Annotated in this window: 19 protein-coding genes; 16 read left to right on the top strand and 3 right to left on the bottom strand. The window is 68.8% G+C overall.

Features of this window, described 5'->3' with window-relative positions; all coding sequences use genetic code 11:
- From VFZ09_RS45945 to VFZ09_RS45920, 6 genes are all read left to right on the top strand, one after another.
- A partial coding sequence (locus tag VFZ09_RS45945; RefSeq protein ID WP_329734186.1) for a two-component system sensor histidine kinase NtrB occupies positions 1–1948 on the top strand: 1948 nt, incomplete at its 5' end.
- Positions 1938–3308 carry a sigma-54 dependent transcriptional regulator gene (locus tag VFZ09_RS45940; protein WP_329734185.1) on the top strand — a complete coding sequence of 457 codons (1371 nt, stop codon included), beginning with the start codon at positions 1938–1940 and terminating at the stop codon, positions 3306–3308. The genes VFZ09_RS45945 and VFZ09_RS45940, both read left to right, overlap by 11 nt.
- A gap of 54 nt (positions 3309–3362) precedes the next feature.
- A complete protein-coding gene (locus VFZ09_RS45935; protein ID WP_329734184.1) occupies positions 3363–4709 on the top strand; it encodes a VCBS repeat-containing protein in 1347 nt (448 codons plus the stop codon).
- Between the two features lie 88 nt (positions 4710–4797).
- Entirely contained in the window at positions 4798–5160 is a 363-nt protein-coding gene (locus tag VFZ09_RS45930) for a hypothetical protein (RefSeq protein ID WP_329734183.1), read from the top strand.
- Positions 5161–5461: 301 nt separating this feature from the next.
- Positions 5462–5923, top strand: a complete 462-nt coding sequence (locus VFZ09_RS45925; RefSeq protein ID WP_329734182.1) for a hypothetical protein — start codon at positions 5462–5464, stop codon at positions 5921–5923.
- A gap of 26 nt (positions 5924–5949) precedes the next feature.
- Positions 5950–6762, top strand: a complete 813-nt coding sequence (locus VFZ09_RS45920; protein WP_329734181.1) for a hypothetical protein — start codon at positions 5950–5952, stop codon at positions 6760–6762.
- A gap of 147 nt (positions 6763–6909) precedes the next feature.
- On the opposite strand, the gene VFZ09_RS45915 is transcribed toward VFZ09_RS45920, so the two are convergent.
- Positions 6910–7266 carry a DUF1413 domain-containing protein gene (locus VFZ09_RS45915; protein WP_329734180.1) on the bottom strand — a complete coding sequence of 119 codons (357 nt, stop codon included), beginning with the start codon at positions 7264–7266 and terminating at the stop codon, positions 6910–6912.
- A gap of 936 nt (positions 7267–8202) precedes the next feature.
- On the opposite strand from VFZ09_RS45915, the gene VFZ09_RS45910 reads away from it, so the two are divergent.
- The 5 genes from VFZ09_RS45910 (at position 8203) to VFZ09_RS45890 (ending at position 14112) form a co-directional block, all read left to right on the top strand.
- Positions 8203–9051 carry a DUF2381 family protein gene (locus tag VFZ09_RS45910; RefSeq protein WP_329734187.1) on the top strand — a complete coding sequence of 283 codons (849 nt, stop codon included), beginning with the start codon at positions 8203–8205 and terminating at the stop codon, positions 9049–9051.
- Positions 9048–10976 (top strand): serine/threonine protein kinase, encoded by a 1929-nt coding sequence (locus VFZ09_RS45905; protein WP_329734179.1) that lies wholly within the window; start codon positions 9048–9050, stop codon positions 10974–10976. Before VFZ09_RS45910 ends, VFZ09_RS45905 begins: the two co-directional genes overlap by 4 nt.
- Before the next feature lie 539 nt (positions 10977–11515).
- Complete coding sequence (locus VFZ09_RS45900) at positions 11516–12583, top strand: serine/threonine protein kinase (protein WP_329734178.1); 1068 nt, start codon at positions 11516–11518, stop codon at positions 12581–12583.
- A gap of 348 nt (positions 12584–12931) precedes the next feature.
- On the top strand, positions 12932–13324 hold the full coding sequence (locus VFZ09_RS45895) for a hypothetical protein (protein ID WP_329734177.1): 393 nt from the start codon (positions 12932–12934) through the stop codon (positions 13322–13324).
- Positions 13325–13743: 419 nt separating this feature from the next.
- Entirely contained in the window at positions 13744–14112 is a 369-nt protein-coding gene (locus VFZ09_RS45890) for a hypothetical protein (RefSeq protein ID WP_329734176.1), read from the top strand.
- 717 nt (positions 14113–14829) lie between these two features.
- Here VFZ09_RS45890 and VFZ09_RS45885 read toward each other — a convergent pair.
- Positions 14830–16155 (bottom strand): IS701 family transposase, encoded by a 1326-nt coding sequence (locus VFZ09_RS45885; protein ID WP_329734175.1) that lies wholly within the window; start codon positions 16153–16155, stop codon positions 14830–14832.
- 113 nt (positions 16156–16268) lie between these two features.
- Positions 16269–18017: a hypothetical protein gene (locus VFZ09_RS45880; protein WP_329734174.1), complete on the bottom strand. Its 1749-nt coding sequence runs from the start codon at positions 18015–18017 to the stop codon at positions 16269–16271.
- A gap of 110 nt (positions 18018–18127) precedes the next feature.
- Between VFZ09_RS45880 and VFZ09_RS45875 the strand changes: the two genes are divergently transcribed.
- The 5 genes from VFZ09_RS45875 (at position 18128) to VFZ09_RS45855 (ending at position 22456) form a co-directional block, all read left to right on the top strand.
- Entirely contained in the window at positions 18128–19795 is a 1668-nt protein-coding gene (locus tag VFZ09_RS45875; protein ID WP_329734173.1) for a right-handed parallel beta-helix repeat-containing protein, read from the top strand.
- A 221-nt stretch (positions 19796–20016) separates the two neighbouring features.
- Positions 20017–20445: a hypothetical protein gene (locus VFZ09_RS45870; protein ID WP_329734172.1), complete on the top strand. Its 429-nt coding sequence runs from the start codon at positions 20017–20019 to the stop codon at positions 20443–20445.
- Positions 20432–20962, top strand: coding sequence for a DUF6232 family protein (locus VFZ09_RS45865; protein ID WP_329734171.1), 531 nt, complete (start codon positions 20432–20434; stop codon positions 20960–20962). The genes VFZ09_RS45870 and VFZ09_RS45865 overlap by 14 nt, the downstream gene beginning before the upstream one ends.
- A 33-nt stretch (positions 20963–20995) precedes the next feature.
- Positions 20996–21727 (top strand): M90 family metallopeptidase, encoded by a 732-nt coding sequence (locus VFZ09_RS45860; RefSeq protein WP_329734170.1) that lies wholly within the window; start codon positions 20996–20998, stop codon positions 21725–21727.
- A gap of 222 nt (positions 21728–21949) precedes the next feature.
- On the top strand, positions 21950–22456 hold the full coding sequence (locus tag VFZ09_RS45855) for a PTS sugar transporter subunit IIA (RefSeq protein ID WP_329734169.1): 507 nt from the start codon (positions 21950–21952) through the stop codon (positions 22454–22456).
- The last annotated feature ends 137 nt before the right edge of the window (positions 22457–22593 follow it).

The following is a 22593-nucleotide window of genomic DNA, read 5'->3' as shown; positions in this document are numbered from 1 at the left end:
CGACGACGCCGCCGATGACCTCCGCTTCGCCGGTGAGCTCCTCTCCCGCCCCGGCTCCATCGCCGAGCACCGGCGCGAGCTGCTCGCCCTGCTCGAGGTGGTGGGCCAGTACAAGGCCATCGTCGTCCTGGACTCGCAGGGGGACCAGCGCTTCGCCATCATGGACCGGCGCGCCGGCCCCGCCGTCACCCGCGGCGCCGTGGGCACCGTGCTCACCGAGACGGCCCGCGAGGCGCTCGCCCGGCCGCCCGGAGACATCCTCACCTCTCCGCCCGTGGCCGCCGCGCCCGGCGGCTGGTTCCGCGTCTTCGCCACCGCCTATGCCCCCTCCGAGGATGGGCCCGGAGGCTCGGTCGCCGTGCTGGTGGACACCGAGCCCTCCTTCGCGCCCCTGAAGCTCATCGCCACGCAGCCGGAGGCGAAGCTGCTGCTGCTCGGCGCGTACGGCGTGCCCACTCCGGCGAGCGCCCCTTCCCTCATCGACTGGCACAAGCGGCTGGAGGCCGAGGGGCACAGCACTCCCGCCTACGTGGAGCTGGTGGCCCACATGCGCGCGGGCGAGCGCGGCACCGTGCGCATCCCCGACAACGAGGCCGCGCTGCTGGGCCTGGGCTCGGCGGATGTCATCGCCGCCTATACGGACATCCGCATGCGCGGCGGCGCCCACTGGTCCGTGGCCACCTTCTCCTCCACCCGCGAGCTGCGCGCCCACGAGCGCGGCGTCATCCTCCGCGTGGCGCTCGGCGCCATCCTCGTCACCTTCTTCCTCTCCGTCTTCGGCGCCTACGTCATCGTCGCCTCGCGCCGCGCCGTCGCGCTCCAGGAGAGCCGCCGCCACGCGGACCAGCTGGCCCACCTGCACGAGAAGACGCAGAAGATCCTCGACAACATCCCCACCGGCGTCCTCGCGCTCTCCGCGGCCGGCCGCATCACCGCCGTCAACCAGGCCCTGCGCGAGCGGCTGCCCTCCACCGCCGTGGGCGCCACGCTCCCCGAGGCCTTCCCCCATGCGCCCGCCGCCGTGGTGGACCGGCTCGCCTCGCTGGTGGAGGCGGCCTGCTCCGCCGAGCGCGTCCTCAGCCTGCATGGCGAGCCGCTGCCCCTCTTCGGCGAGGAGGGCCAGTACCGCATCCACGCCGTGCCCCTGGCGCGCCCGGACGCCGAGGTGCGCGTGCTGCTCGTGGTGGAGGACCTGAGCAACGTGCACGCGCTCGAGTCCCAGCTGCTGCGCGCGGAGAAGCTGGCCACGGTGGGCATCCTCGCCGCGGGCATCGCGCACGAGATTGGCACCCCGCTGGGCGTGGTGCGCGGCCGGGCCGAGTACGTGCTGGGCAAGCTGGGCGCGCAGCACCCGCAGGCCGCGGGCATGCAGGTCATCATCGACCAGATAGACCGGGTGAGCCGCACCATCCGCCAGCTGCTGGACTTCTCGCGGGTGCAGCCGGCGCCGGTGAAGGGCGTGGCGCTGGAGCCGCTGCTGCGGGGCGCGCAGGAGCTGCTCCACGGCGAGGCCGAGCGGCGCAAGGTGAAGCTGGAGGTGGAGGTGCCCGAGGGGTTGCCCTCGCTGTCGGCGGACCCGGACCAGCTGCAGCAGGTGGTGCTCAACCTGGCGCTCAACGCGTGCGACGCGTGCGAGCCCGGGGGGGCGGTGCGCATCACCGCGCACGCGGAGGCGCCGGGCGAGCCGGGGGCGTGGAGCGGGGTGCGGATGACGGTGCGCGACGACGGGTGCGGCATTCCACCGGAGAGCCTCAACCGCGTCTTCGACCCCTTCTTCACCACGAAGAAGCGCGGCCAGGGCACGGGCCTGGGGCTGACGGTGGTGGCGCAGATCGTCCGCAACCACGGGGGCCGCATCGAACTGGAGAGCGAGCCCGGGCAGGGCACGTGCGTGACGCTGTGGTGGCCGGCCACGCCCCCGCCGAGCGAGGAGCGACATGCCGTCTGAGGGACGAGTGCTGGTGGTGGATGACCACGTGGAGATGGCGCGGCTGCTGGCCGACCACCTCACGGACGCGGGCTATACGGTGGACGTGGCCACCAGCGGGCAGGAGGCGCTCGCGGTGGTGAACGGGCGCGTGCTGGACGCGGTGGTGTGCGACCTGCGCATGGAGACGGTGGACGGCTTCGACGTGCTGGCCGGGGTGCGCAAGGTGGACCCCACGCTGCCGGTGCTCATCATGACGGCCTTCGGCGGGGTGGAGAACGCGGTGGAGGCCATGCGGCGCGGCGCCACGCACTACTTCACCAAGCCCTTCCGCCTGGACGAGGTGCTGCTGTACGTGCAGCGCGCCATCGCCGAGCGGCGGCTGCGCGAGGAGAACCGGGCGTTGCGTCAGGCGGTGGGGGACCGCTCGGCCTACGGGGCGCTGGTGGGCCGCAGCGCGCCCATGCGCTCGCTGTACGAGCTCATCGAGCGCGTGGCGCACTCCCACGCGCCGGTGCTGGTGCGCGGCGAGAGCGGCACCGGCAAGGAGCTGGTGGCCCGCGCGCTGCACTTCGAGGGCCCGCGCAAGGACGGCCCCTTCGTGGCCGTCAACTGCACGGCCATCCCCAACGCGCTGCTGGAGAGCGAGCTGTTCGGCCACGTGAAGGGCAGCTTCACCGGCGCCACCACGCCGCGCCGGGGCCTCTTCCTGGAGGCGGACGGGGGCACGCTCTTCCTGGACGAGATTGGCGACATGGCGCCCGAGCTCCAGGCCAAGCTGCTGCGCGTGCTGGAGGACGGCGAGGTGCGCGCGGTGGGCGCGGACGCCTCGCGCAAGGTGGACGTGCGCGTGGTGGCCGCCACGCACCAGGAGCTGGAGACGCGCGTGCGCGAGGGCCGCTTCCGGCAGGACCTCTTCTACCGCCTCAACGTGGTGCCGCTGCACGTGCCGCCCCTGCGCGAGCGGCGCGAGGACATTCCCCTGCTGGTGGAGCACTTCGTCTCCGTGTCCCGCAGGCGCAACCCCCGCGCGCGCCTGGCCGGCTTCTCCCCCGAGGCCCTCGCCGCGCTCGCCGCCGCGCCGTGGCCCGGCAACGTGCGCGAGCTGGAGAACCTCGTCGAGCGCCTCGCCGTGGTGACGGTGCGGGAGACGGTGGACCTGCCCACGCTCCAGCTCCATGCGCCCGGTGTGACGGTGGACTCCCATCCCCTGTCACGCGCCCAGGGCCGCCTCATCCCACTGCGTCAGCTCGAGGGCGAGTACATCGCCTATGTCGTCGCGCAGTGCGGTGGCAACAAGACGAAGGCAGCGGAAATCCTCGGCATCGACGTCTCCACCATCCACCGCCGCGAGCGCGAGCGGAGCGGAAACAGCGCGTAGCGCGGGCGAGGTGTCTACACTGCGGACCTCTCTTTTTCCGGAGGTTCACGCCTCGTGTCCACGCCACGTCCTTCCTTCTTCGCCTTCTTCGTCTGCGCGCTGAGCGCGGTGCTCGTGTTCTCGCCCGGCTGTGAGCCGGAGCGCCCGCTGCCTGGAGGTGGAGGGGGAGGCCTTCCTCCCGGCGGTGCCGGTGGAAACAACGAGGATGGAGGCACGGATGGCGGCGTGCTGGTGGTGCGCAGCGATGGCGGCACCTTCGCGGCGAAGCCCGCGTGCGCCAGTGGCGCCGCGTGCCCGGGCGCCTGTCCGGATGGCGGCGTCATCTGCGCGGGCAACTGCGGCTTCCTGGCCCCGGTGCCGTACTCCTTCGCGGGAGACCCCAAGGCCGTCGCACTCGGGGATGTGGACAAGGACGGGGACGATGACCTCGTCACGGCGAACAACGACGGCAAGTCGGTGGCCGTGCTGCTCAACCGCCGCAATGGCCTCTTCCAGACGCCCAGCCTGTGGTCGAGCGGCCGGGAGCCCACGGCCCTGGCGCTCGCGGACGTCAACGCGGATGGCTCGTTGGACCTGCTCGTGGCCAACAACAGCGGCGATGCCTCGCTCAGCGTGTACCGGGGCAAGGGCACCGGTGACTTCCAGGCGCCCCTCACCACCGGGAGCCTCGGCCTGGATCTCAACGACCTGGTGGTGGACGAGCTCGGCGGAAACGTGTGGAGCGCCGCCGTGCTGCGCGGGGGTGATTCGAAGCTGTCCGTGCTGCCGCTGAAGAGCGACGGCACGCCGCAGACGCCGGCCGACCAGGACGCGTCCTCGGGGGCCTACGCGCTGGTGGCCGCGGACTTCAACGGGGATGGCAAGAAGGACCTCGCCGTCACCCACGAGTCCGCGTGCGGCACGTCGTCGGCCACCCCGTGCCAGGCCGTGGGCGTGTACCTGGGCAAGGGCGATGGCACCTTCCAGCCCCAGCTCCTCACGTCCACGGGCGGCTCGCCGCGGGGCCTGGTGGCGGCGAAGCTCGATCTCGGCGACGCGATGGACCTGATCGTCGCCGACGCGAGCCGCAACCAGCTGCTCGTGATGTACGGCCAGAACAACGGCCGCTTCTACGAGCCGGTGGCCTACCCCACGGTGAAGGCGCCGTCGCGGGTGGTGCTGGCGGACGTGAACCGGGACTTCCTGCCGGACATCCTGGTGACGAGCGCCACGGGCAACCAGGTGGGCCTCTTGCTGGGCCAGTCGGGAGGCACCTTCACGTCGCACGTGGCGCTCACCGCGTGGCCCCAGGACGTGGGGCTCCAGGGGCTGAGCGCGTCGGACTTCGACGGCGACAACGTCGTGGACATGGCAGTCCTCACCCGCGGCGGCCTCCAGATGTTGTGGGGCATCTGCCGGTAGACACCGGGACGGGGGCCGGCATGTCCGGTGTCGGCCCCTTCGGGTAGCCTCGGGTCCTCTCTCGCAGTCCAGGAAGGTGGAGCCGTCCATGGGCTTTTTCTCGCTGAAGGGGACCGGGGGGGCCTCGCCCCGGGGAGGGCCGGGCCACATCCCCGTGGCGGCGGTGTCGGAGGAGTACGCGTGGCTCCAGGACCACGCGTGTGAGTGTGGCGGCGCGTGGTCCCTGGTCCAGCAGTCCGTGAGCTCCAGCCCGGGCCTCCCCGCGCACCTGAAGCTCGACCGGCTGGAGGTGGCCTGTGACGACTGCGGCAAGGAGTCCGTCTTCCTCTTCCAGGTGGACACCCACTCGCCGCGGTACCTCGAGGAGCAGCAGGCCATGATGCGGGAGCTCTTCGGTGACGACGCCGAGTCGCTCTTCGGCGGCGAGGACGGCTCCCCGTACCGGGACTGAGCGCAGTCTGCCCGAGCACTGCGGCATGCGCGTGCGGCGCGATCTCGGAGAGGGGGACATCGACAACCCCGGTGAGCATCTGGGCACGCCCACCGAGTCCTCGACGCGAGGGAGCGCCGAGGGGCTCCGCGTCGGCTTGTGGTGAGGCTGGGAGGAGTGCTACCGCCTCGGCTTCATGGAACGACCTTCGTGGCAATGGTGGCTCTTCGGTTGGGTGATTCTCCTGGCCTGTGTGGGGGCCCGTGCCCCTTCAGCCGCTTCGTTCGCGTACGAGAGCACGGGGGGCAATGGGCAGGAAGCCGTGGCGCTCGGCCCCCGGTTACGCTTCCCGCGCCTCGCCAAGCCCCCTGCTCCCGGCAAACCGCCTCCGGCACCCAAGGCCGAGCCTCCCCCCGCGGCGAACCCTCCCCCAGCCCAGACTCCGGCCCAGCAGAAGCCCGCTGCCTCGAATCCCACGGCCCGGGGCCTCCTGGACCCGAAGCTGGCGCGCTCGCGCTTCGACGAGGGAATGGCCTCGGCGAAGAAGCTCTTTCCCCACCTCTACGGCAGGGCGAAGCAGAAGCACCATGTCCACCCCAAGTACCTCGATGGTCCCGAGGACGGGCCGACGGTGGACCTGGACCCGGCCTACCACCAACTCATCACCAACGCCTTCCGCGGAGAACATGCATATGGTCGGGCTGAGCCGCTGTCTCGTGATGCGCAGCAGGACATCATGCGGAGGGTCTACTCGCGCCATCCTCTTCCGGGCATTCACTTCTAACCATGCGAGAGATTCTCGAGCTCAGGATGTCCGAGGAGGATGCCCAACGCTATGTGCCTCCAGGTGTGGGGGAGACGCTGCCGCTGGGTCATGTGCGCCGCCTGCTGCTGGAGGTGAACCATCCGCTGGTGGAGCAGCTGCGGGCCATCGAGTGGGAGTACCGCGCTCAGGGCTCCACGCTCTTCAGCATGTGTGTAGTAGATCGCCACTACACACCGCGCGAGCTACGGGCCGCCGAGTACGTCATGGTGGGGTTCTGGCCCTTCTTCCGGCCCACGGGCGCGGAGTGTGGCACCCTCTATGACGACTCCGCCGCCTGTCCTCATTGTGGCTCCGGGTCCAGGCAGGCGAACGAGCTGCACCTGGAGTTGCGCCGTATCCCCAAGCGCCGTGAGCTCGCCATCACCATGGGCGGCGAGTACGTCATCACCTCTCGGCTGGCCGAGGTTCTTCGCCAGCACCGCATCACCGGCTACGAGCTGCGTCCCATCGTGAGCAGGGGAGGCAGGCCGGCCCCGGAGCATCACCAACTCGTGCTCCCGTCGGCCACGGCCGACATCGTCCCTCCTACCCAGGCGGGCCAGAGCTACCTCTACCCCCAACCCGACCCGAGCCGCTGTCCCGACGGCCATGTCCTCGGGCACCAATTGCTCTCCTCCCTCCATGTCTCGCGTGACAGCCTCGGGGAGCTGGACTGGGTGTTCACCCGGCAGAAGTTCGGTATGCGCGGGAATTTCTACCACCCCCTCCCGAGGATGATCGTCACCCAGAGGCTCTACCGCCTGCTGGTGGAGCAGAAGGTCCGCCACCTCCGTGGCGAGGTCGTCCACCTCGTGTGAGGAGCCTTCAGCCAGCTCTCCGCGGCTGCTGCTCCTCATGGCTCAGACTCGACTTTCGCCATTTTGGGCGCCCCAGAGGGAAGAACGTAAATGCCCGCTCTGCTCCGTGGCGAGGCGGGCCCCACCACTCAGGAGCCCTCAGACGGATTAGCGCTTTTCGTACCGACGGTGATTAGCAGACGTCTTACCGAGGAGAAGAATGCCGTGGCTCGCCTCCTCCGCGTACTCATGGAACAGGCGCCCTGCGCGAAGTCTGGCACCCTTGCTGAACCCCTCCCACCGCTCGTCCCCGAAGAGTTCGCGCAGCCTAAACTGAGTTCCTGCTTCCAGCCTTGTGATCTTCCTGCGTGCCTTCTCCACGATTTCGCGCGCCTCAGTATCGTCCGTTAGCACCCCGCACATCTTCAGGAACAGCGCTGAGACGCTCGGCAGCCCCTCACTTCGGCGCATGCGCACGAGTTCGCTGTAGGTCTCGACGTCCACCTCAGTCTTGATGGTCTTCATAACGAAGGTCCTTTTCTTAATGAGGTTCCTATATTAATCGGGTTCGGCTTAGAAGCAAGCGCCGTCCCCCCCGCTTCCGCTGGCTGGCGACGTTGCCTCCGAAGTAGGAGTTTCCGTGTGCAGCCCTCTTCTACGCTCCTCCTGCGTAGGAAACTGGGAGGGCCTGCAACGGCTCTATCGGTTTCCTGAGGGGGGAGCAGGAGTGCGAGCGAGTCTGGTGCACCTGGGAGTGCCCACTGCATGTGCGAGCTTGGTTCCGGCGCGAGGGCCAACCCAAGCCAAGTGGCGCCGTGGAGCACGCGCGTGTCGGACGCTTGGCCGCCCTGCTTGGGCGCCCCCCGGCCCCCGTGGAGCACGCGAGCGCATCGGGCACTCCCGGCCGCCCCGCTCTGGCAGCACGACACGTGGAGCACGCGCCAGGGGCTGCAGCAGGGCTCCCGTGACGTGGCCCTCGTCGGGCACTCCGGGCCGCCCTGCTCGAGCAATCCTTCCCCCTGGCGTTGGCCAGGGCCGCAGCAGCGCTCATCGTGGAGCACGCGCCAGGGCCGCAGCGGTGATCAGCATGGAGCACGCGCGCGTCGGACGCTCGGCCGCTCTGCTTTGGCTGCCCGGCCCGTGGTGCGCGTGCCAGGGTCGCAGCAAGGCTACCCGTGGAGCACGGCGCGCGTCGGACACGGCCGGTGCTCTGCTCGGGCCGACCGGCCCTGTGGAACGCGCTACGGGCCGCAGCAGGACTTCCCGTGGAGCACGCGCGCGTCGGATGCTCGGCCGCTCTACTTGGGCAGTCCGGCCCATGTAGCGCGTCCGCGAGAGAGCCAGGCGAACTAGGCCGCCCCACGGGTGAGCGCAGCCCACGCGCGAAGTACTGCGGGAAACTGCTAGGGTGCCCACCTAGGAGGTCATGCACCTTTGCTCCAATCCTCTACCTTGGCCCTCGTGCTCCTACTCCTCGGGGCCGTGGCACGGGCGCAACCGACACCGAATCGCACCCATCGTCAGCGCTCGATCTCTGTCTCCGGCAACCCCGCTGATCCGCTGCCCGAGGTACGCGGCGCAAAGGGCATTGGGATCGCGTTCCACTTTGACGGGCTGATCCGTGAAGAGTCCATCAAGGTGGACGAGTCCCGCATCCGCGTCGTGGACGTGGGCAAGAAATCTCTGCTTATCGAACCTGTCACAGAGCCACAGGCGGATCAGCCTTCGGAAGTGTCGGTCACGTTCGCGGATGGAGAGCAGGAGCGCGCCGCGTTCAGGATCGTTCCTCACCCCTCCGAGGTGGACACGTGGATTGAAGTGACGCGGCAGACGGAGCAACCCGGCGCAGCTTGTCAGGCGCGGATTGATGAACTGCGCGCTCGTTGTGGCGCTCAGAGCCCCACCGCGTTCCGGCGCTCGGGCCTCCTCCCGGACAGGGGCATCCTGGCGCGGACGTTTGAGCGGTACGCGGATGGCTCGGGCGGCCTCGTGTCAAAGGGGGGTGTGTCCTTCCGGGGGAGTGATTGGGCTCTCGTAGACGTGGAGATCATGAACCCGACCAGGCAGCCGTGGGCGCCGCGCGTGGCGACGTTCAAGAGCAAGGACGGAACCCCCGTAACCGTGCGCCTTGTGACCCCCGCGATGGAGGAGATTCCACCCGGAACGTCTCGGCATGTGCTGGTGGAAACGGACGATCCGCCCGCAGGGGCGGGGGTATTCTTCACCCTCGAAGTGAGCGGGGCGGACGGCCGTTTCCTGCGGGTGGGGAACGTGGAACTCGCGCCGCGCCCGCAGGAGGGCAAGCGGTGATCGCGCTCATGAGAAGCAAGGGGCTCCCAGCGGGCACCATGATTGACGGCTGGAAGGTCGTGCGGGCGCTGGGCAGTGGGGGCTTTGGTGCCGTGCTGCTGGTGGAGAAGGACGGCAAGCCTTTCGCTCTGAAATTCGCCCTTCACCGGGAAGCCAGCTGCGACGATAAGCGGACGCACGCCCGCACGCTGCGTGAATTGGCGATCCTGCTGACGATGGATCATCCCAACGTCATCAAGCCGCACGGCTACGGCAAGTATCCCGACGCGCGGAAGGGAAACGTCTTCGTCGTCCTGGACTATGTAGAGGGCTGGACGCTGGCCCAATGGGTGGAGCGCAAGCATCCCACAGCGAAAGAGATCATCCGCGTGTTTCGGAAGATCGCCGCCGCTCTGGCGTACCTGCACGCGCGGGGCGTGCTTCACCGAGACTTGAAGCTGTCCAACGTGCTGATCCGCAAGAGCGACGGGGAGCCGATCATCATCGACTTTGGGTGCGCGATTCACGCTCACTCGGAGGAGTTGACGGACGTTCCCATTCCCCCAGGCACCCCGCGCTATCAGCCCCCACAGGTGTTCCGCTTCGCTCGGGAGAACAAGAACAAGCCCGGCGCTCGCTACCCGTTCCAGGTGGCAGACGAACTCTTTGCCCTGGGGGTGATGCTCTACGAGGTGCTAACGGAGCCGCGCCCCACGGAGGAGGACGGGAAACCCGTGCTCAACAGTCTGCGGGAGATGCCCGCGTCTCCTCGGGTGAAGAATCCCCGAGTGCCCGAGGCTCTTAGCGATCTGGTGATGGACCTGTTAGAGCGCGAGCCCGAAGACCGGCCAGAGAGCGCCGAAGCCGTGGAGCGCGAGCTAGCGGAACTGGAGGAGCACAAGGGGCAGGAGTACGCCGCGCCTATTCACCCTCCCTCGGAGCAGCGAGCCCCCCCGGAAGACGCGAACCTGCTCCAGCTTCCCAAGACGGAGCGGCGCGGCTTGGCTGCTCGGCTGGCTCTCCACGTGGGCGCGCTCGCCTCGCGCGTGCTCCGCTGGCGCAAGGGGCTGGCCATAGGGGGCGCGGTGGCTGCCGCTGTGCTGGCTGCCGCGCTGGCCTTCTGGCCTTTCCAGGGGGAGGAGCACACGCCCCCAGCCGAGACACGCGCGCCCGTTGTCGCGTCCGCTCCAAGTGCGAGCCCCACCACGCTGCCCGCGCCGCCTGCCGTCCCTGATTCCCGAGCGGGAACGGCCCCGAACGCTTCGACGCCCCCAACGGGGCAAGCGGTGGACTCAGCGTCCGCAGTTCCTGCCGCCGTACAGAAGGAAGGATCAACCGTGACGACCGAGAAGCCTGACGCCTCCAAGCAACCGCCCACCGCACGGGCACAGAAGCCGCAGCGCGGCGCGCACACCGCTGAACTCCTCGCGTGGTGCAAGTCCTTTGCGATTGTGGGCACCGTCGCAGCCGTTGCCGCCGGGTGCCCCGGTGCCCAGGTGCGGCCCGAGCCCTTCGAGTGCCCCGCAGGCGCGTGGGAGTTGATGGACGAGAAATGGAAGTGGGGCGACGACGGGGTCAGCGTGCTCCTTGACGACAGGTACAAGGCAGTTGGGGACTCTTGGTTGCGGTCCGGCCCCGTCGTCGGCGTGACACTTCCCGACCAGACACAACAGACGCGCTCAAAGAAGCCTGTTCCCGTGGGCACGCGGTTTATCGGGCACCTGTGGGTCGTGCCCGAGCCGTCCCGGAGCGGCAAGCCCGGGTATGTTGTCGTGAGGTATGACCGGGTGGAGTTTCCCAACGGGGATAAGGCGCCCGTGTGCTTGCTCGCAGGTGGGGACCGTACCCTTCCCGTGGAAGAATTGAAGGACGGCACCGGGAGAGTGACGGGCATGGAGGGCCGCGCCCGTCCCGTCTACCGCTGGAAGCTCGAGCGGCCCGAGTAGCGCCCCGCGTTCGACACCCGCAGCGGCGCATGGGCGCCGCTGCTTCCCGGCCCCGGTGGAGAGCGCGCCAAGGCCGCACGCGCGCGCCGGACACTTCCGGTGCTCTGCTCGGGCAGTCCGGCCCCGTGGAGCGCGCCAGAGGCCGCAGCGATGATCAGGGTCGCACGGGGCGCGTCGGATACTCCGGGTGCTCTGCTCGGACAGCCCGGCCCGTGGATCTGGAGCGCGCGCGCGTCGGAGGCCCGGCTGCTCTGCTCGGGCCGCCCGGCCCGTGGAGAGAGCGCCACAGCCGCAGCGCTGATCACTCGTGCGCGCGGCTGTCTTCCTTGGCGGCTACCTCCCAGGTAGGCAGGCAAATTTTCCTCTGTCCCGCACGCTCTTTTTCTGACCTTCGACGTCGTTCACTCCATGCCCATTTCCTGGGTAGTTTCCTCTTCCACGCGCGGCGATTGCGCCCCGCGAGTTCAAGGAGAGTCCCGCACATGGAGGCTACGGAGTTTCACATCCCAAAAGGGGCCATCCTCTTTTCTGAGGGAGGGGTGTCCTACGAGTTCCGCAAGCACCTGGGAGAGGCCAATCACGGGCTGAGTCTGTTTCTGGCTCGCAAGCGCACCGCAGATGGTCCCGGGGGCCGCGTTCTCCTCAAGGCCATTGGACTGCCGAGCGGGCGGGCTGGCGCGCGCGCCTTCAAGGCCCGCGCGAAGCTGGAGGAAGAGGTGAAGCTCTCCATGGCCTTGGAGCACCCGGGTATTCTGCGCGTCCTCGGGATGCACAAGGCGGAGGGGGCTTGGTACGTCATCATCGAACACCCCGAAGCCAACCGCTTGGAGGATCTGCTGACTCTGGCGATGGAGGGTGGCGGGTACTTCTCGCCATCTTTCGTGCTCTACGTGGGCGCGAAGGTCGCGGATGCTCTGCACCACGCCCACACCCGCACGGATACGAGCGGGCGCCCGCTGGGTATCGTTCACCGTGCGATCAATCCCGCCACCATCTTCATCGACTGGCGCGGAGGCGTGAAACTGGCGGACTTCGGTCTTGCGCTCTCCAGCTTGCCCGGTCGCGTCGTGTCCACGGTGCGGCGCCCCCAGGGCGACGCCTATTACTCCTCGCCTGAGATGCTCATGGGCTTCACGCCCGATGCCCGCTCGGATCTGTTCTCCCTCGGGCTGGTGATGCTGGAGAGCGCCACCGGAGAAAACCTGCTCTATGCGCCTGACGGTGTACCGGAGAAGGTCAAAGCGGCGCTCTCCCGCAGCAAGCGTGCCCGCGTGGAGCGAGCGATCGGGCGGGCGAAAAAAGCGGGCTGCCCTGACGAGGTGGAGGGCATGATCTGGCGGGCAGCGACCTACACGCCCGAGGAGCTTGACGCGCTGACCAAGGAGCTTCCGCAGTCGTTGAAGGTGCCCCTGTGCAAGCTGCTGGCGCGTTCATGCTCGGAGCGCTTCCAGACGGCCGCAGAAGTGGCGGACGCTCTGCGGGGCTGGCTCGGGTCTTCGTTCGGTGCGCGGGAAGCGGCGGACGAATTGGCGAAGGTTGCAGAGGAGGGAGCGGACAGGCTGGCGGAACTCGACGTGCCACGGCGCAAGACTGCACGGAGCGCGTAAGCTGTCCCGAGGGGTGCCGCGTGTCCGACGCGGGCGCGCTCTCCCGCCGCTTCCATGTGTCGGCGCGCCCTCGGGGCGCGCGTCTCGCCGTCGTTGACCCCGCCCGTTGGAAGGCTGGGGGCCGCATGTGCCCCCAAGTGTGCCCCTCCAGCGGGGAATTGAACGGGACGAGGCGGGACGGAGCGGGGGAACGATCCGGTGGATGTCCCCCAGGCTGTGCGCCGGGCCGGTGGGCAGGCTGTGGAGGCTCCTTGGGGTACTCGCCTGCCCAGGCAGCATCCACCATCTTCCGCTTTGCACGCTGACGATCTCACCCGGTAGGCTGCGTCCGCAACTACGGGGGCATGCATGGGCAATTTTTTCGCCAGCGGCAACGGACAGCAGAACGCCAACCGCCGGAAGGCGCTGGACTACGTGCTCAAGAACATTGAAGGCGTCACCGCCGTAGATGAGCGTACTGTGGAGTTCCCACCGTATGGCCGGTGCCACTTCGCCGCCTACACTGACCCGAAGGGCGCCATGATCAGCACGCCGGGCCGGGGCGATGACGTGTTCGGCTCGGTCGATTGGCACTTCCGCGACGCGATCATGATGTTCCGAGACTTCGGCGACGGGCGCTGCATCATCTACGTGTGCCCGATCAAACCGCTCTTCAGCGTCCGCACCATCGGACACCACGGAGTTCGCTGGGAAGACGTGCTCAATCTGGCCAGGTTCAAGCACGTCTTCAAGCCGCAGTAGCCGGTCCGCGCGTCCGTACTCCTGGGCGATCCGGCCGATGCACATGGCGACTGGACAGTCCGAGGATCAATGCACTGGCACGGTTGGTCGCCTTACTTGTGCCGTGGCGCTGAACGCCGAGGGCTGCGGGGCCGCCATCCTCGCAGACTTCTACCGGGCCAGCAGTCGAGCCTGGACGCGCGGGGGCTCCACCGGGCTCAGCAGGTAAGCCTCGACGCGCGAGGGTTCCACGAGCCCGGCTCCACCTGTCCGACGTGCGCGAGGGCTCCACGGGCACCGTTTCACCTGTCTGACGCGCGGGGCGCTCCATGGGCCCCGCAGGCGAGCCTGGACGCGTGCGCTTCACCGGGTATAGATGGCCGTGAGGATCCGACGAAAAATGACGGTCGAGTCGAGCGAAGGACCGAGGGCTGCGCACAATGGTTGACCAGGACCTGCTGTACAGATTGCTCGTCAGTTGGGCGCAAGGTCTGCCGAGCAGGCAGATCGGGACGTATACGCGGCTCACGCAGGAGTACTACGCGCAAACGAACGTACGGATCGATCCGCACTATGGCTGGTCTGAACCGTTAGGCGAGCTTAACAACCACCTGCACGCGAATCTGCCGGGCTCACCGCCGCTTTCGGCACTCGTCTACAACGAGAGCGAGAACGAACCGGGAGCCGGTTTCTGGGGTAGTGCCCCTAATGTGCCACCGAGGCCCGCGCAGATGCAGCAGGCGCAGGCGCTCTGGGCGGGAATCGTACAGCAGGTCATCAACTTCAACTGGCCAGCGCAGCGGCCCTGAGAGTGTGCAGAGGAGGGGAGGTACGGTTCGGTTCGGAGAGATACAGCAGAGGCTGAGAGCCGCATGTGCCCTCACCTGGACGCACGAGGGCTCCACGGGTCCGGCTCCACCTGCCTGACGCGCGTCCCACGAGCCCAGCAGGTGAGCCAAGAAGTCTCTTCACAGTTGTCGCGGGAGTGCCTGCTCGGGCAAGGTGCAAGACCCGTTTCCAAACGTACCCTGCCTTCGAGGAACGCTCTTGTCCGTCTCGACCTGCCCTGATTGCAAGAGGAAATTTGGTTTGTTCCGCTGGAGGCGCCACTGCTTTCGTTGCAAGAGTGTCCGCTGTAGAAGTTGCTTGTCACCTGTGCCGGACCAGCAGTGGCTATGTGAGCCTGTCCTGGCGGACTCAGAATCAGATGGCGACGGTTACTGCTCGGAATGTCATAGCCGGTTCGTCGCGCCATTTGTGGCGAAGTACGGAGATGCGCTGCGGCGGGCCGACCAGATCCAGACATGGTCCAGCAACTATAAGGGGCGCGTTCCGTACGACCATGAAGGGACGTCGCAGATGCTGGAGTCCGACTGGCACAAGCAGCGCGCGAGTGCCGAACGCCAACTACAGGTGACGGCAGCCTTCAAGGGGTTCGATCTCGTTTTCGACCTCCGCTTTGAGCGGAAACTGGAGACCAACTCTGACTCGACTTTCGCCATTTTGGGGCGGAGAAACCGCTCAACTCATGCGGCTTTCGGCCGAGGCTGTGAAGTAGGGTCATTCAAAGCAGCGAGAAGGAGATGTGGGTTGACCCAATCCGCGGAGGCCAGGGTGCGCTGGGCCAGGCGAAGAATATCAGCGAAGCTGACCGTGTGTTTGGTGCGGTACCAGGGACGCACGGGCAGCCCCATCGCAGCGGTGTCCCACTTCAGTTCCATGGCCCAGATGACCAGCAGCGTGTAGCACGTTCCCACCCAGGGAGCCGTGCGCAGCACCGCCAGAGGAGAGCGCGCTCGCGACGAGGAGAAGCCCATCATCTGCTTGAGGTCGCGGAAGAGCACCTCGATTCCCCACCGGCATGCATAGCTTTCAATCACCTGACGAGCGGTACGGCTCGAGTCGGTGCAGAAGAAGACACGCAAAGGCATGTCTCCACGTAGCACCTGGACGATGACGATTTTGAGCAGTGTCTTTCCAGCGGGACGTGGCCAGCGTGCTACCAGTTCCTTGTAGCGCATCTGCGTCTGCTCGCCATACAGGAGGAGCGTCATGGACAGCCAGGGATTATCCTTGTCCCGGGCGAGCTTCTCGGGTTTGGGCAGGGGGATGTCCTTGGTCAGCCGTCGGCCTGTGACAGGCGAGCGGCACTGGCGAATGCGCGGACGGTGCAGCGAGGCATCCGCGCGCATGGCTCCGACGAAAACGACACCCCGTGGCAGGTGGCGTAGCACTTCCCGGCAAGCGTAGGCGGAGTCAGCCACCAACTCCACGGTCTTGTCGGGGAGCCACTTCGACACCTGCTCCACCAGCAGACGCGCCAGCTGTGTCTTCTTGAAATGTTTGTCTCCCTTCTTCTGGCAATCAGTCTGGCTGCGGTACAGCCGCATGAGGACGGAGAGAGCCCACACCCGCTCGGAGAAAGGCACAGGCACCAGCACGCTGAGCACCACCCAGACATGGCCAAAGGCCAGCACGCGCCTGCGTCGTGTCGAGCGGACCGGGTCGAGGTGCGCACCCAGGCCGAACACCTTGGGCCCCTTGTGAGTGCACAGCGTGTCGTCGAGCGCCAGGCGCACAGGCCCAGGGGTGAGCGCGACCAATCGCAGCAACAGCAGTCGACCTATCTGGTCAATACTCCAGCGGGCCCGTGAGAAGAAGCGGTGAAAGGCCGCGTGGTGTCTCACGCCGGAGACTCCCGCGGACACCAGGGACTCGGTGACGGCGTGCACGCCCCGGGTACCGACCCAGCCAGCAAACAAGGTGAGGAAGCGAAGGAACGAGGGTTGAGTGAAAACGGGCCGCAGGGACAGAAGCAGCGTCAGCAGTGTGTTGAGAGCAGGGGCGGTCATCGTGTACTGGACGGGAGAAGTCTTGGTCGACCTCACAACCAGTCCGGTGGCCGTCTCTTCCCTGCTGCTCCGCTGCTCCCTTGCTCGCTCTCCTCAAAATGGCGAAAGTCGAGTCAGAGCGCGAGGCGCTCGCCCACGGGCGGCGGGGTGAAGGGGCGCAGCGCGCCGTCCTTCCAGCGGATGAACACGAGGGAGGGATCCTCGAGCGGCGTGTCGAAGGTGAAGCCGACCCGCGTGGGTCCCTTGCCGTTGTCCTCCAGCACCGTCACCGTCATGCCCTGGAGCTTCACCTGGTCGCCCTTGCGCAGCGGGTAGCGCGTGCCGCGGAACACGGTCTCGAACTCGCTGGTGAGGAACTCGTTGCGGGTGAGCGCGAGCTCGAGGGTGTCCGGCCCCGAGCGGGTGAGCTCGTGCGGCTCCGGGGAGATGGACATCGTCCACCAGGCGCGAGGCTTCGGCATGCCGCGCGTGGCCATCATCATGGGGATGTACATGGAGATCATCGGCACCGGCGTCGGGAAGACAACGAGCCGCTGCTGGGGGAGCCGCGTGTAGTCCAGCTCGCGCTCCAGCGAGAGGAGGCTCGGCTCCGTCTGGGTGAAGCCCTGCCAGAAGGCGGTGGTCATCAACGGCCAGAGCAGGGGAGCCAGCACCAGGTGCAGGAGCGCGAGCACGGCGGCCACGGCCGCGACGCCCCGGGGACGCCAGCCGCGCGCCCGCGAGCGCCATGCGAACACGAGCACCAGCGCCACGGCCACCGAGCCGCCCAGGCCCGGCAGGAGCAGCAGCCGGTTGGAGGGGAAGGTGGCGGCCACGGGCAGCAGCGAGAGCGCCGCGCCGAGGAAGAGCCAGCGGCAGTGCCGGCGCTCGTCGTCGGAGAGCGAGGGCCACGCGGCGCGCACCAGCAGCGCCACGGTCCCGAGCCCGAGCAGCCCCAGGCCCACCAGCGCGGGGCGGACCTGCTCGCCGGCCACCCAGAGGTCCGCGGGCACCTGCAGCAGCACGCCGCCGAGCAGCACCGGGATTCGCGCCAGCGCTCCGGTGAGGAAACGTCCCGGCTCGCCCACCGGGTCCATGTAGGAGCCGGAACCGGAGGCGCCGTAGCCGTGCAGCTTGTACGTCACCAGGTAGAAGAGCCCGAGCAGCGCCGCCGGAGCGATGGCCCGCAGCCGCTCCTTCAGGCCGGCCTTGTCCCCGAGCAGCTCGTAGGCGAGCACGTACGCGAAGAGGCCCAGGGCGCTCTCTCCACCCATGAGGCCCACGGCGAGCCCGGCCAGCGACAGGGGCAGGGCCCAGGGCCGGCGGGACTCGCGCCACTCCAGGTGCATCCACAGGCCGAACAGCGCGGGCACGGCGGCCACCAGCGCGTTGCGGTTGGCGATCCACCCCGCCACCATGAAGTGCGCGCCGTTGATGGCGAAGAGGAACAGCGCGAGCGCTCCGAGGGCCCCGGGCAGCAGGCGCCGCAGCAGGGTGCCGTAGAGCGCCACCACCCCCAGGTACCAGGCCAGCGAGTGCAGGTGATAGCCCACGGCGTTGCGGCCGAAGAGCGTGTGGTCCAGCACCGAGAGCGCGCTCGACAGGGGCCGCCAGAAGGTCAGCTTCAGCTCGGGCAGCGTCCACCAGGGGTAGGGGCCCGCGTCCATCATCGGCCGGGTGCTGGCGGGGTCACCGTTCGCGAAGCGGAACAGATCCCAGCGCGTCGCCGGAGAGGGAAAGCCCTCGAGGATGAGCAGGTGGATGAAGTCGTCGCTCATGAAGCCGAGCCACACCGTGGGCAGGGTGAGCACGAGCGCTGCGAGCAGCGAGAGCCAGAGGATGCGTGGGAAGGCGAGCCACCGCCCCCGGGAGGGAGTGTCCATGGGCCCTCATCTAGCATCGACTCCATCGGGCGTTCAGCGCTGGTCACTCATTCTCGCTGAGCCGGGGCGGAGAATTCGAGCGGCGAGGGTTCCCCGCTATCGTGCGGCCCATGAGCCGAGTGGATGTGAGACACCTGTCACTGCTCGTCGTGGGACTGGCGCTGGGAACGGCGGGTTGCGACGAGCATGGCGCTCCGCCCGTGACCTATGACCCGCCCGCGGTGGCTCCCTCCATCGAGGAGTTCTCCGCGTCTTCCGCCTCCGTGGGCCCCGGAGAGGTGTTGAGCCTGGGTGTCACCGCCACGGTGCCACGCGGGACGTTGACCTATGTGTGGACCACGAGCGCGGGCACCGTGGGCACCCGGACGAGTGCCTCGAGTGGCAACGAGGCGCTCTGGACGTCCCCGTCCTGTCTGCCCGCCGATGTGACGCCCTCGGTGACGGTGACGGTCACGAGTGACGCCGGACTGAGCGCCTCCCACACCTTCCCCGTCATCTGGACGGGCCCCGCCTGCACGCGGGCGCCGTGTGCCTTCTCGCTCGAGGAGGGGCGCCTCGCGCTGACGGCCGGCTGCACCACGGACTCCACGCTGTTCGTCCCGGACGGCTACGGCTTCGATGGCGCGGGCCACACCGTCACGGCCGTGGATCCTCCGGGAGGCGCCTTCACCGGGGCCGTCATCCGCAATCGGGGAGCCACGGCGCGCGTGCGTGGGGTGACCGTCACCGCGAGCGGGTTGAAGGACGATTGCCAGACGGGGGCCGCGAGGCTCCGGGGCATCCTGCTCGAGGGGGCCTCGGGAGAAGTGGTGGACAGTGAGGTGAGTGGCATCACCAAGGGCCTCACGACGAGCGGCTGCCAGGAGGGCTTCGGCATCGAGGTGCGCAATGACGACGCGAGCCGCGGGCCGTTCCGGGTGGACGTGCTGCGCAACCGCGTCTCGGCCTTCCAGAAGGTGGGCATCCTGGCCACGGGCGCCGTGGAGGTGACGCTCGCGGACAACGCGGTGGAGGGTGGGGGACCCGTGAGCCACATCGCGCGCAACGGCATTCACGTGAGCAACGGGGCCAGGGCTCAGGTGACGGGCAACCGGGTCTCCGGGAATGCCTATACCCGGGCCGATACCGTCGGCTCGGGCATCCTGGTCAGCCGGGGCACGGGCGCGCCCCTGGTGACGGGGCTCGTCATCGAGGGCAATACCTTCACCGACAACGACATCGGCATCTACCTCTCCCAGGACGCGGGAGATCCACCGGATGCGTCGGCGCGCGCGCGGATCGCCCAGAACGTGTTCCAGCACGGCTCGGTGTCCAATCCCTATCAGGCCGCCATCGCGGACTACTACGGGACGGGGAGCCTCATCACCTCCAATGACATCTCCGGGGCGGGGTACGATCCGGCCACGGTGCCCGGTGGCACCTTCGCCGTCGACGTGTACACCCCGCATCCGGCGTCGAAGCTCGTGTTCCTCACGTCCGCGTACGAGGTCGCTTCCGGCGCCTGCTCCGGCAGGGTCACCGTGCAGAGCCAGGACAAGGGCGGCAACCTGGTGCCCTCGGCGGGGCCGTTCTCCCTGACGGCCTCGGGTCCGGCGGCGCCCGGCGTCACCTTCCACGCGGAGCCGGACTGCTCCGGCACTTCCATCACCACTGTGGACCTCTCGAAGGGGCAGGCGGAGGCGGCCTTCTATTTCAAGTCCTCGCAGCCTGGCGCGGTGACGGTGGAGGTGTCCGGCGGGAGCCTGACCACGGCCACGCAGGTGCAGGCCATCCAGTGAGGCAGCCTCCGGCGGCGATCGTCACCCACTGGTCCAACAGTCGGACCAGTTGCCGCGGACCGGGCCCGGAGGGCGCTCGCCGGTTTCCGGCCTCGGTGGGAGGCATGGCAATCCGCCAGGGGGCTCTTGCACGGTGCCATGTTGCGCCGCGGTGCGTTGGGCTCTTCCCGAGGGAGGCTCTACAGGCATGTGACTTGCTGGGGAGAGGGGGAGGAGCCGCCATGCGTCACCCCTTGCCATGCTGCGTCATCCTCGCGCCGGAGGCGGACGAGTCGCTGCGCTCGCTGTTGAGCGACGTGCTGGGTGACATGGGCATCGCCCTGCGCCCCGGTGGCGGAGGGGAGCGGCCGGACGTGGTGCTCGCGCTGGTGCAGCGCGAGGACAGCATGTCGCGGGTGCTCGGGGTGGCCGGGAATGAGGCGGGCACGGCGCCTGTCTTCGCGCTGCTGCCCTTCGAGGACGAGCGGTTGCGGCACCTGGCGGTGAGCCTGGGCGCGCGGGGCTGTTACGCACTGGGCACTCCGCTGGAGTCCCTGAAGGAACTGTTGCGCGACGTGGTGGGGGGGCTGCCCCGTCCGCGCGGTCCGGAGCGCCTGGCGGCCGCTTCGGGGATGAGTGGTGAACGCGGGAGGCACGATGATGGAGCGTGAGTCCTGGCTGGGGTCGCGGCGGCACCCGAGGTCCGTGCTGAGGTTGGTTCCCTCGCTTCCACCGGAGCCCCTCACCCCCTCGGGTGAGCGGGTGCTGGTGGCGGCCGAGGGCTTCCGGCTCACCAGCGAGCGCCTGGAGGCCGCGGGCGGCTCGTGGCGGGTGGAGGAACTGCGGGGCTTCCGCACGCGGCACGAGGCCCCGGGCCTCAAGCTGCCGCTGGTGGTGGGCGCGGCGGCGGCGCTGGTGGTGCCCTCGCTGATGCTGCAGCCGGGCTCGTTCCGGGTGACGGCCGCGCTGGTGGTGGCCATGGTGCTCGTCTTCACCTCCATCGTCCGGCTGGTGGTGGCGGCGGACACCTACTGGCTCACCGTGCGCACCGCCGACGGCGAGCGTCAGGTGCTGCGCTGCCAGGATCATCAGCAGTTCGCCCGGCTGGTGGAGGCCCTCGGCGAGGTGCTCGAGCACCCCGAGCCCCGGCCGCCTCCCTCCGTGCGCCGGCTCGTGCTGGTGCGCTGAGCGCGCTCCCCCTCCCCCTGACCATCCCGTCTCATGCCCGGCCTCTTCCGTGCCCTCCAGCGCCGCCGGCTGCGGCGCCGCCCGTTTCCCTCCGAGTGGCTCGGCTACCTGGAGCGGCGCGTCCCCTTCTTCCGCGAGCTGCCCACCGGGTTGCGCCCGCGCTTCCTGGAGCTGCTCAAGCTCTTCGCCTGGGAGAAGGAGTTCATCGGGGCCGGTGGCTTCTCCGTCACCGACGAGGTGCGCGTGGTGGTGTCGGCCACGGCGGTGCGCCTGGTGGTGCACCTGGACTTCGCCTATTACGACCGGCTGCGCGAGGTCATCGTCTACCCGGACGCCTTCCGGATTCCGGACCGCACCGGGGTGGTGCTCGGCGAGGCGAAGAACTGGGGCACCGTCATTCTCTCGTGGCAGTCGGTGCTGGCGGGGCTGGCGGACCCGAATGACGGGCACTCCACGGCCACGCACGAGTTCGCCCACGTGCTGGACCGGGAGGACGGCGCCTTCGACGGCACGCCCCACTTGCGCCAGTACTCGCACTACCGGGCGTGGGCCTCGGTGATGGGCGAGCACTTCCTCAAGCTGCGCCAGGGCCAGCCCGCCGAGCGTCAGGTGCTCGACGAGTATGGAGGCCTCAACGAGGCCGAGTTCTTCGCCGTGGCCACCGAGTCCTTCTTCGAGAAGCCCCGGCAGATGCGCGAGAAGACGCCGGACCTCTACGCGGAGCTCCAGCGCTTCTACGGGTGGGATCCAGCACCTGAATCGTAGGGGCTCCAACGGGCGGACGGGACGCTCGGGCCGCTGCTCGCCGCGGGGCCGCGGGTACGGCAGCGGACAGCGGAAGCGAGGAGGGACGTCCACGAGGAACGGTGGGGGTTGCCGATGCGTCCTTCCATTCCGAGCATGTTCGGAAGAGCGACCGGGGGCCGTAGCGCGGCGGGAGCCCGAGCCGGGCGAGCCGCACCGGGGCGCGCTCCAGGGAGGTGAGGGATGCGTTTCACCGATTACCTGTCGGAGGACTGCATCTGTCCGGACCTGACGGCCCGGGACAGGGGGGGCGTGTTGCACGAGCTGGCCGGCATGCTGGCGGCGAGGACGCATGCGCCCCAGCGGCAACTGGAGGAGCAGCTGGTGGCGCGGGAGCGCATCTCCAGCACGGCCATTGGCGAGGGGGTGGCCATTCCCCACTGCCGCTCCGAGCGGCTGCGGAAGATGACGGCGTGTGTCGGGGTGGACCGCGAGGGGGTGGACTTCGGGGCCCGGGATGGCAGGCCAGTGAGGCTCTTCGTGATGCTCGCATCGCCGGCGCACGCACCGGGCACGCACCTGAGCGTGCTGGCGCGCATCGCGGCGCTGATGCGGGATGCCCGGTTGCGGCAGGCACTGGTGGAGGCGCGCACCGCTCCCGCCATCCGCGAGCTCCTGATGCGGGCCGAGGATGCCTACCTGGCCGGCCAGGCTCGCGCCGACGCCAGCCCGCACGCCAGCGCCCTCTAGTGGACTGTCCGACAAGTTTTTCAACATAGTCAGGACAGGTGCCGGTCCACCCACGAGTGCATCTTGGCGCGAGTCCAGGACCAGGTGAAGGGGTGGGCGTAGAGGCGGTTGTACTCGGGCCAGCTGGCGTCGAGGTG

It is taken from the genome of Archangium sp., from assembly GCF_036277355.1.
GTDB lineage: Bacteria > Myxococcota > Myxococcia > Myxococcales > Myxococcaceae > Archangium.
Note: the sequence above shows the minus strand (reverse complement) of the source record. Positions and strands in the feature narration are given on the sequence as shown.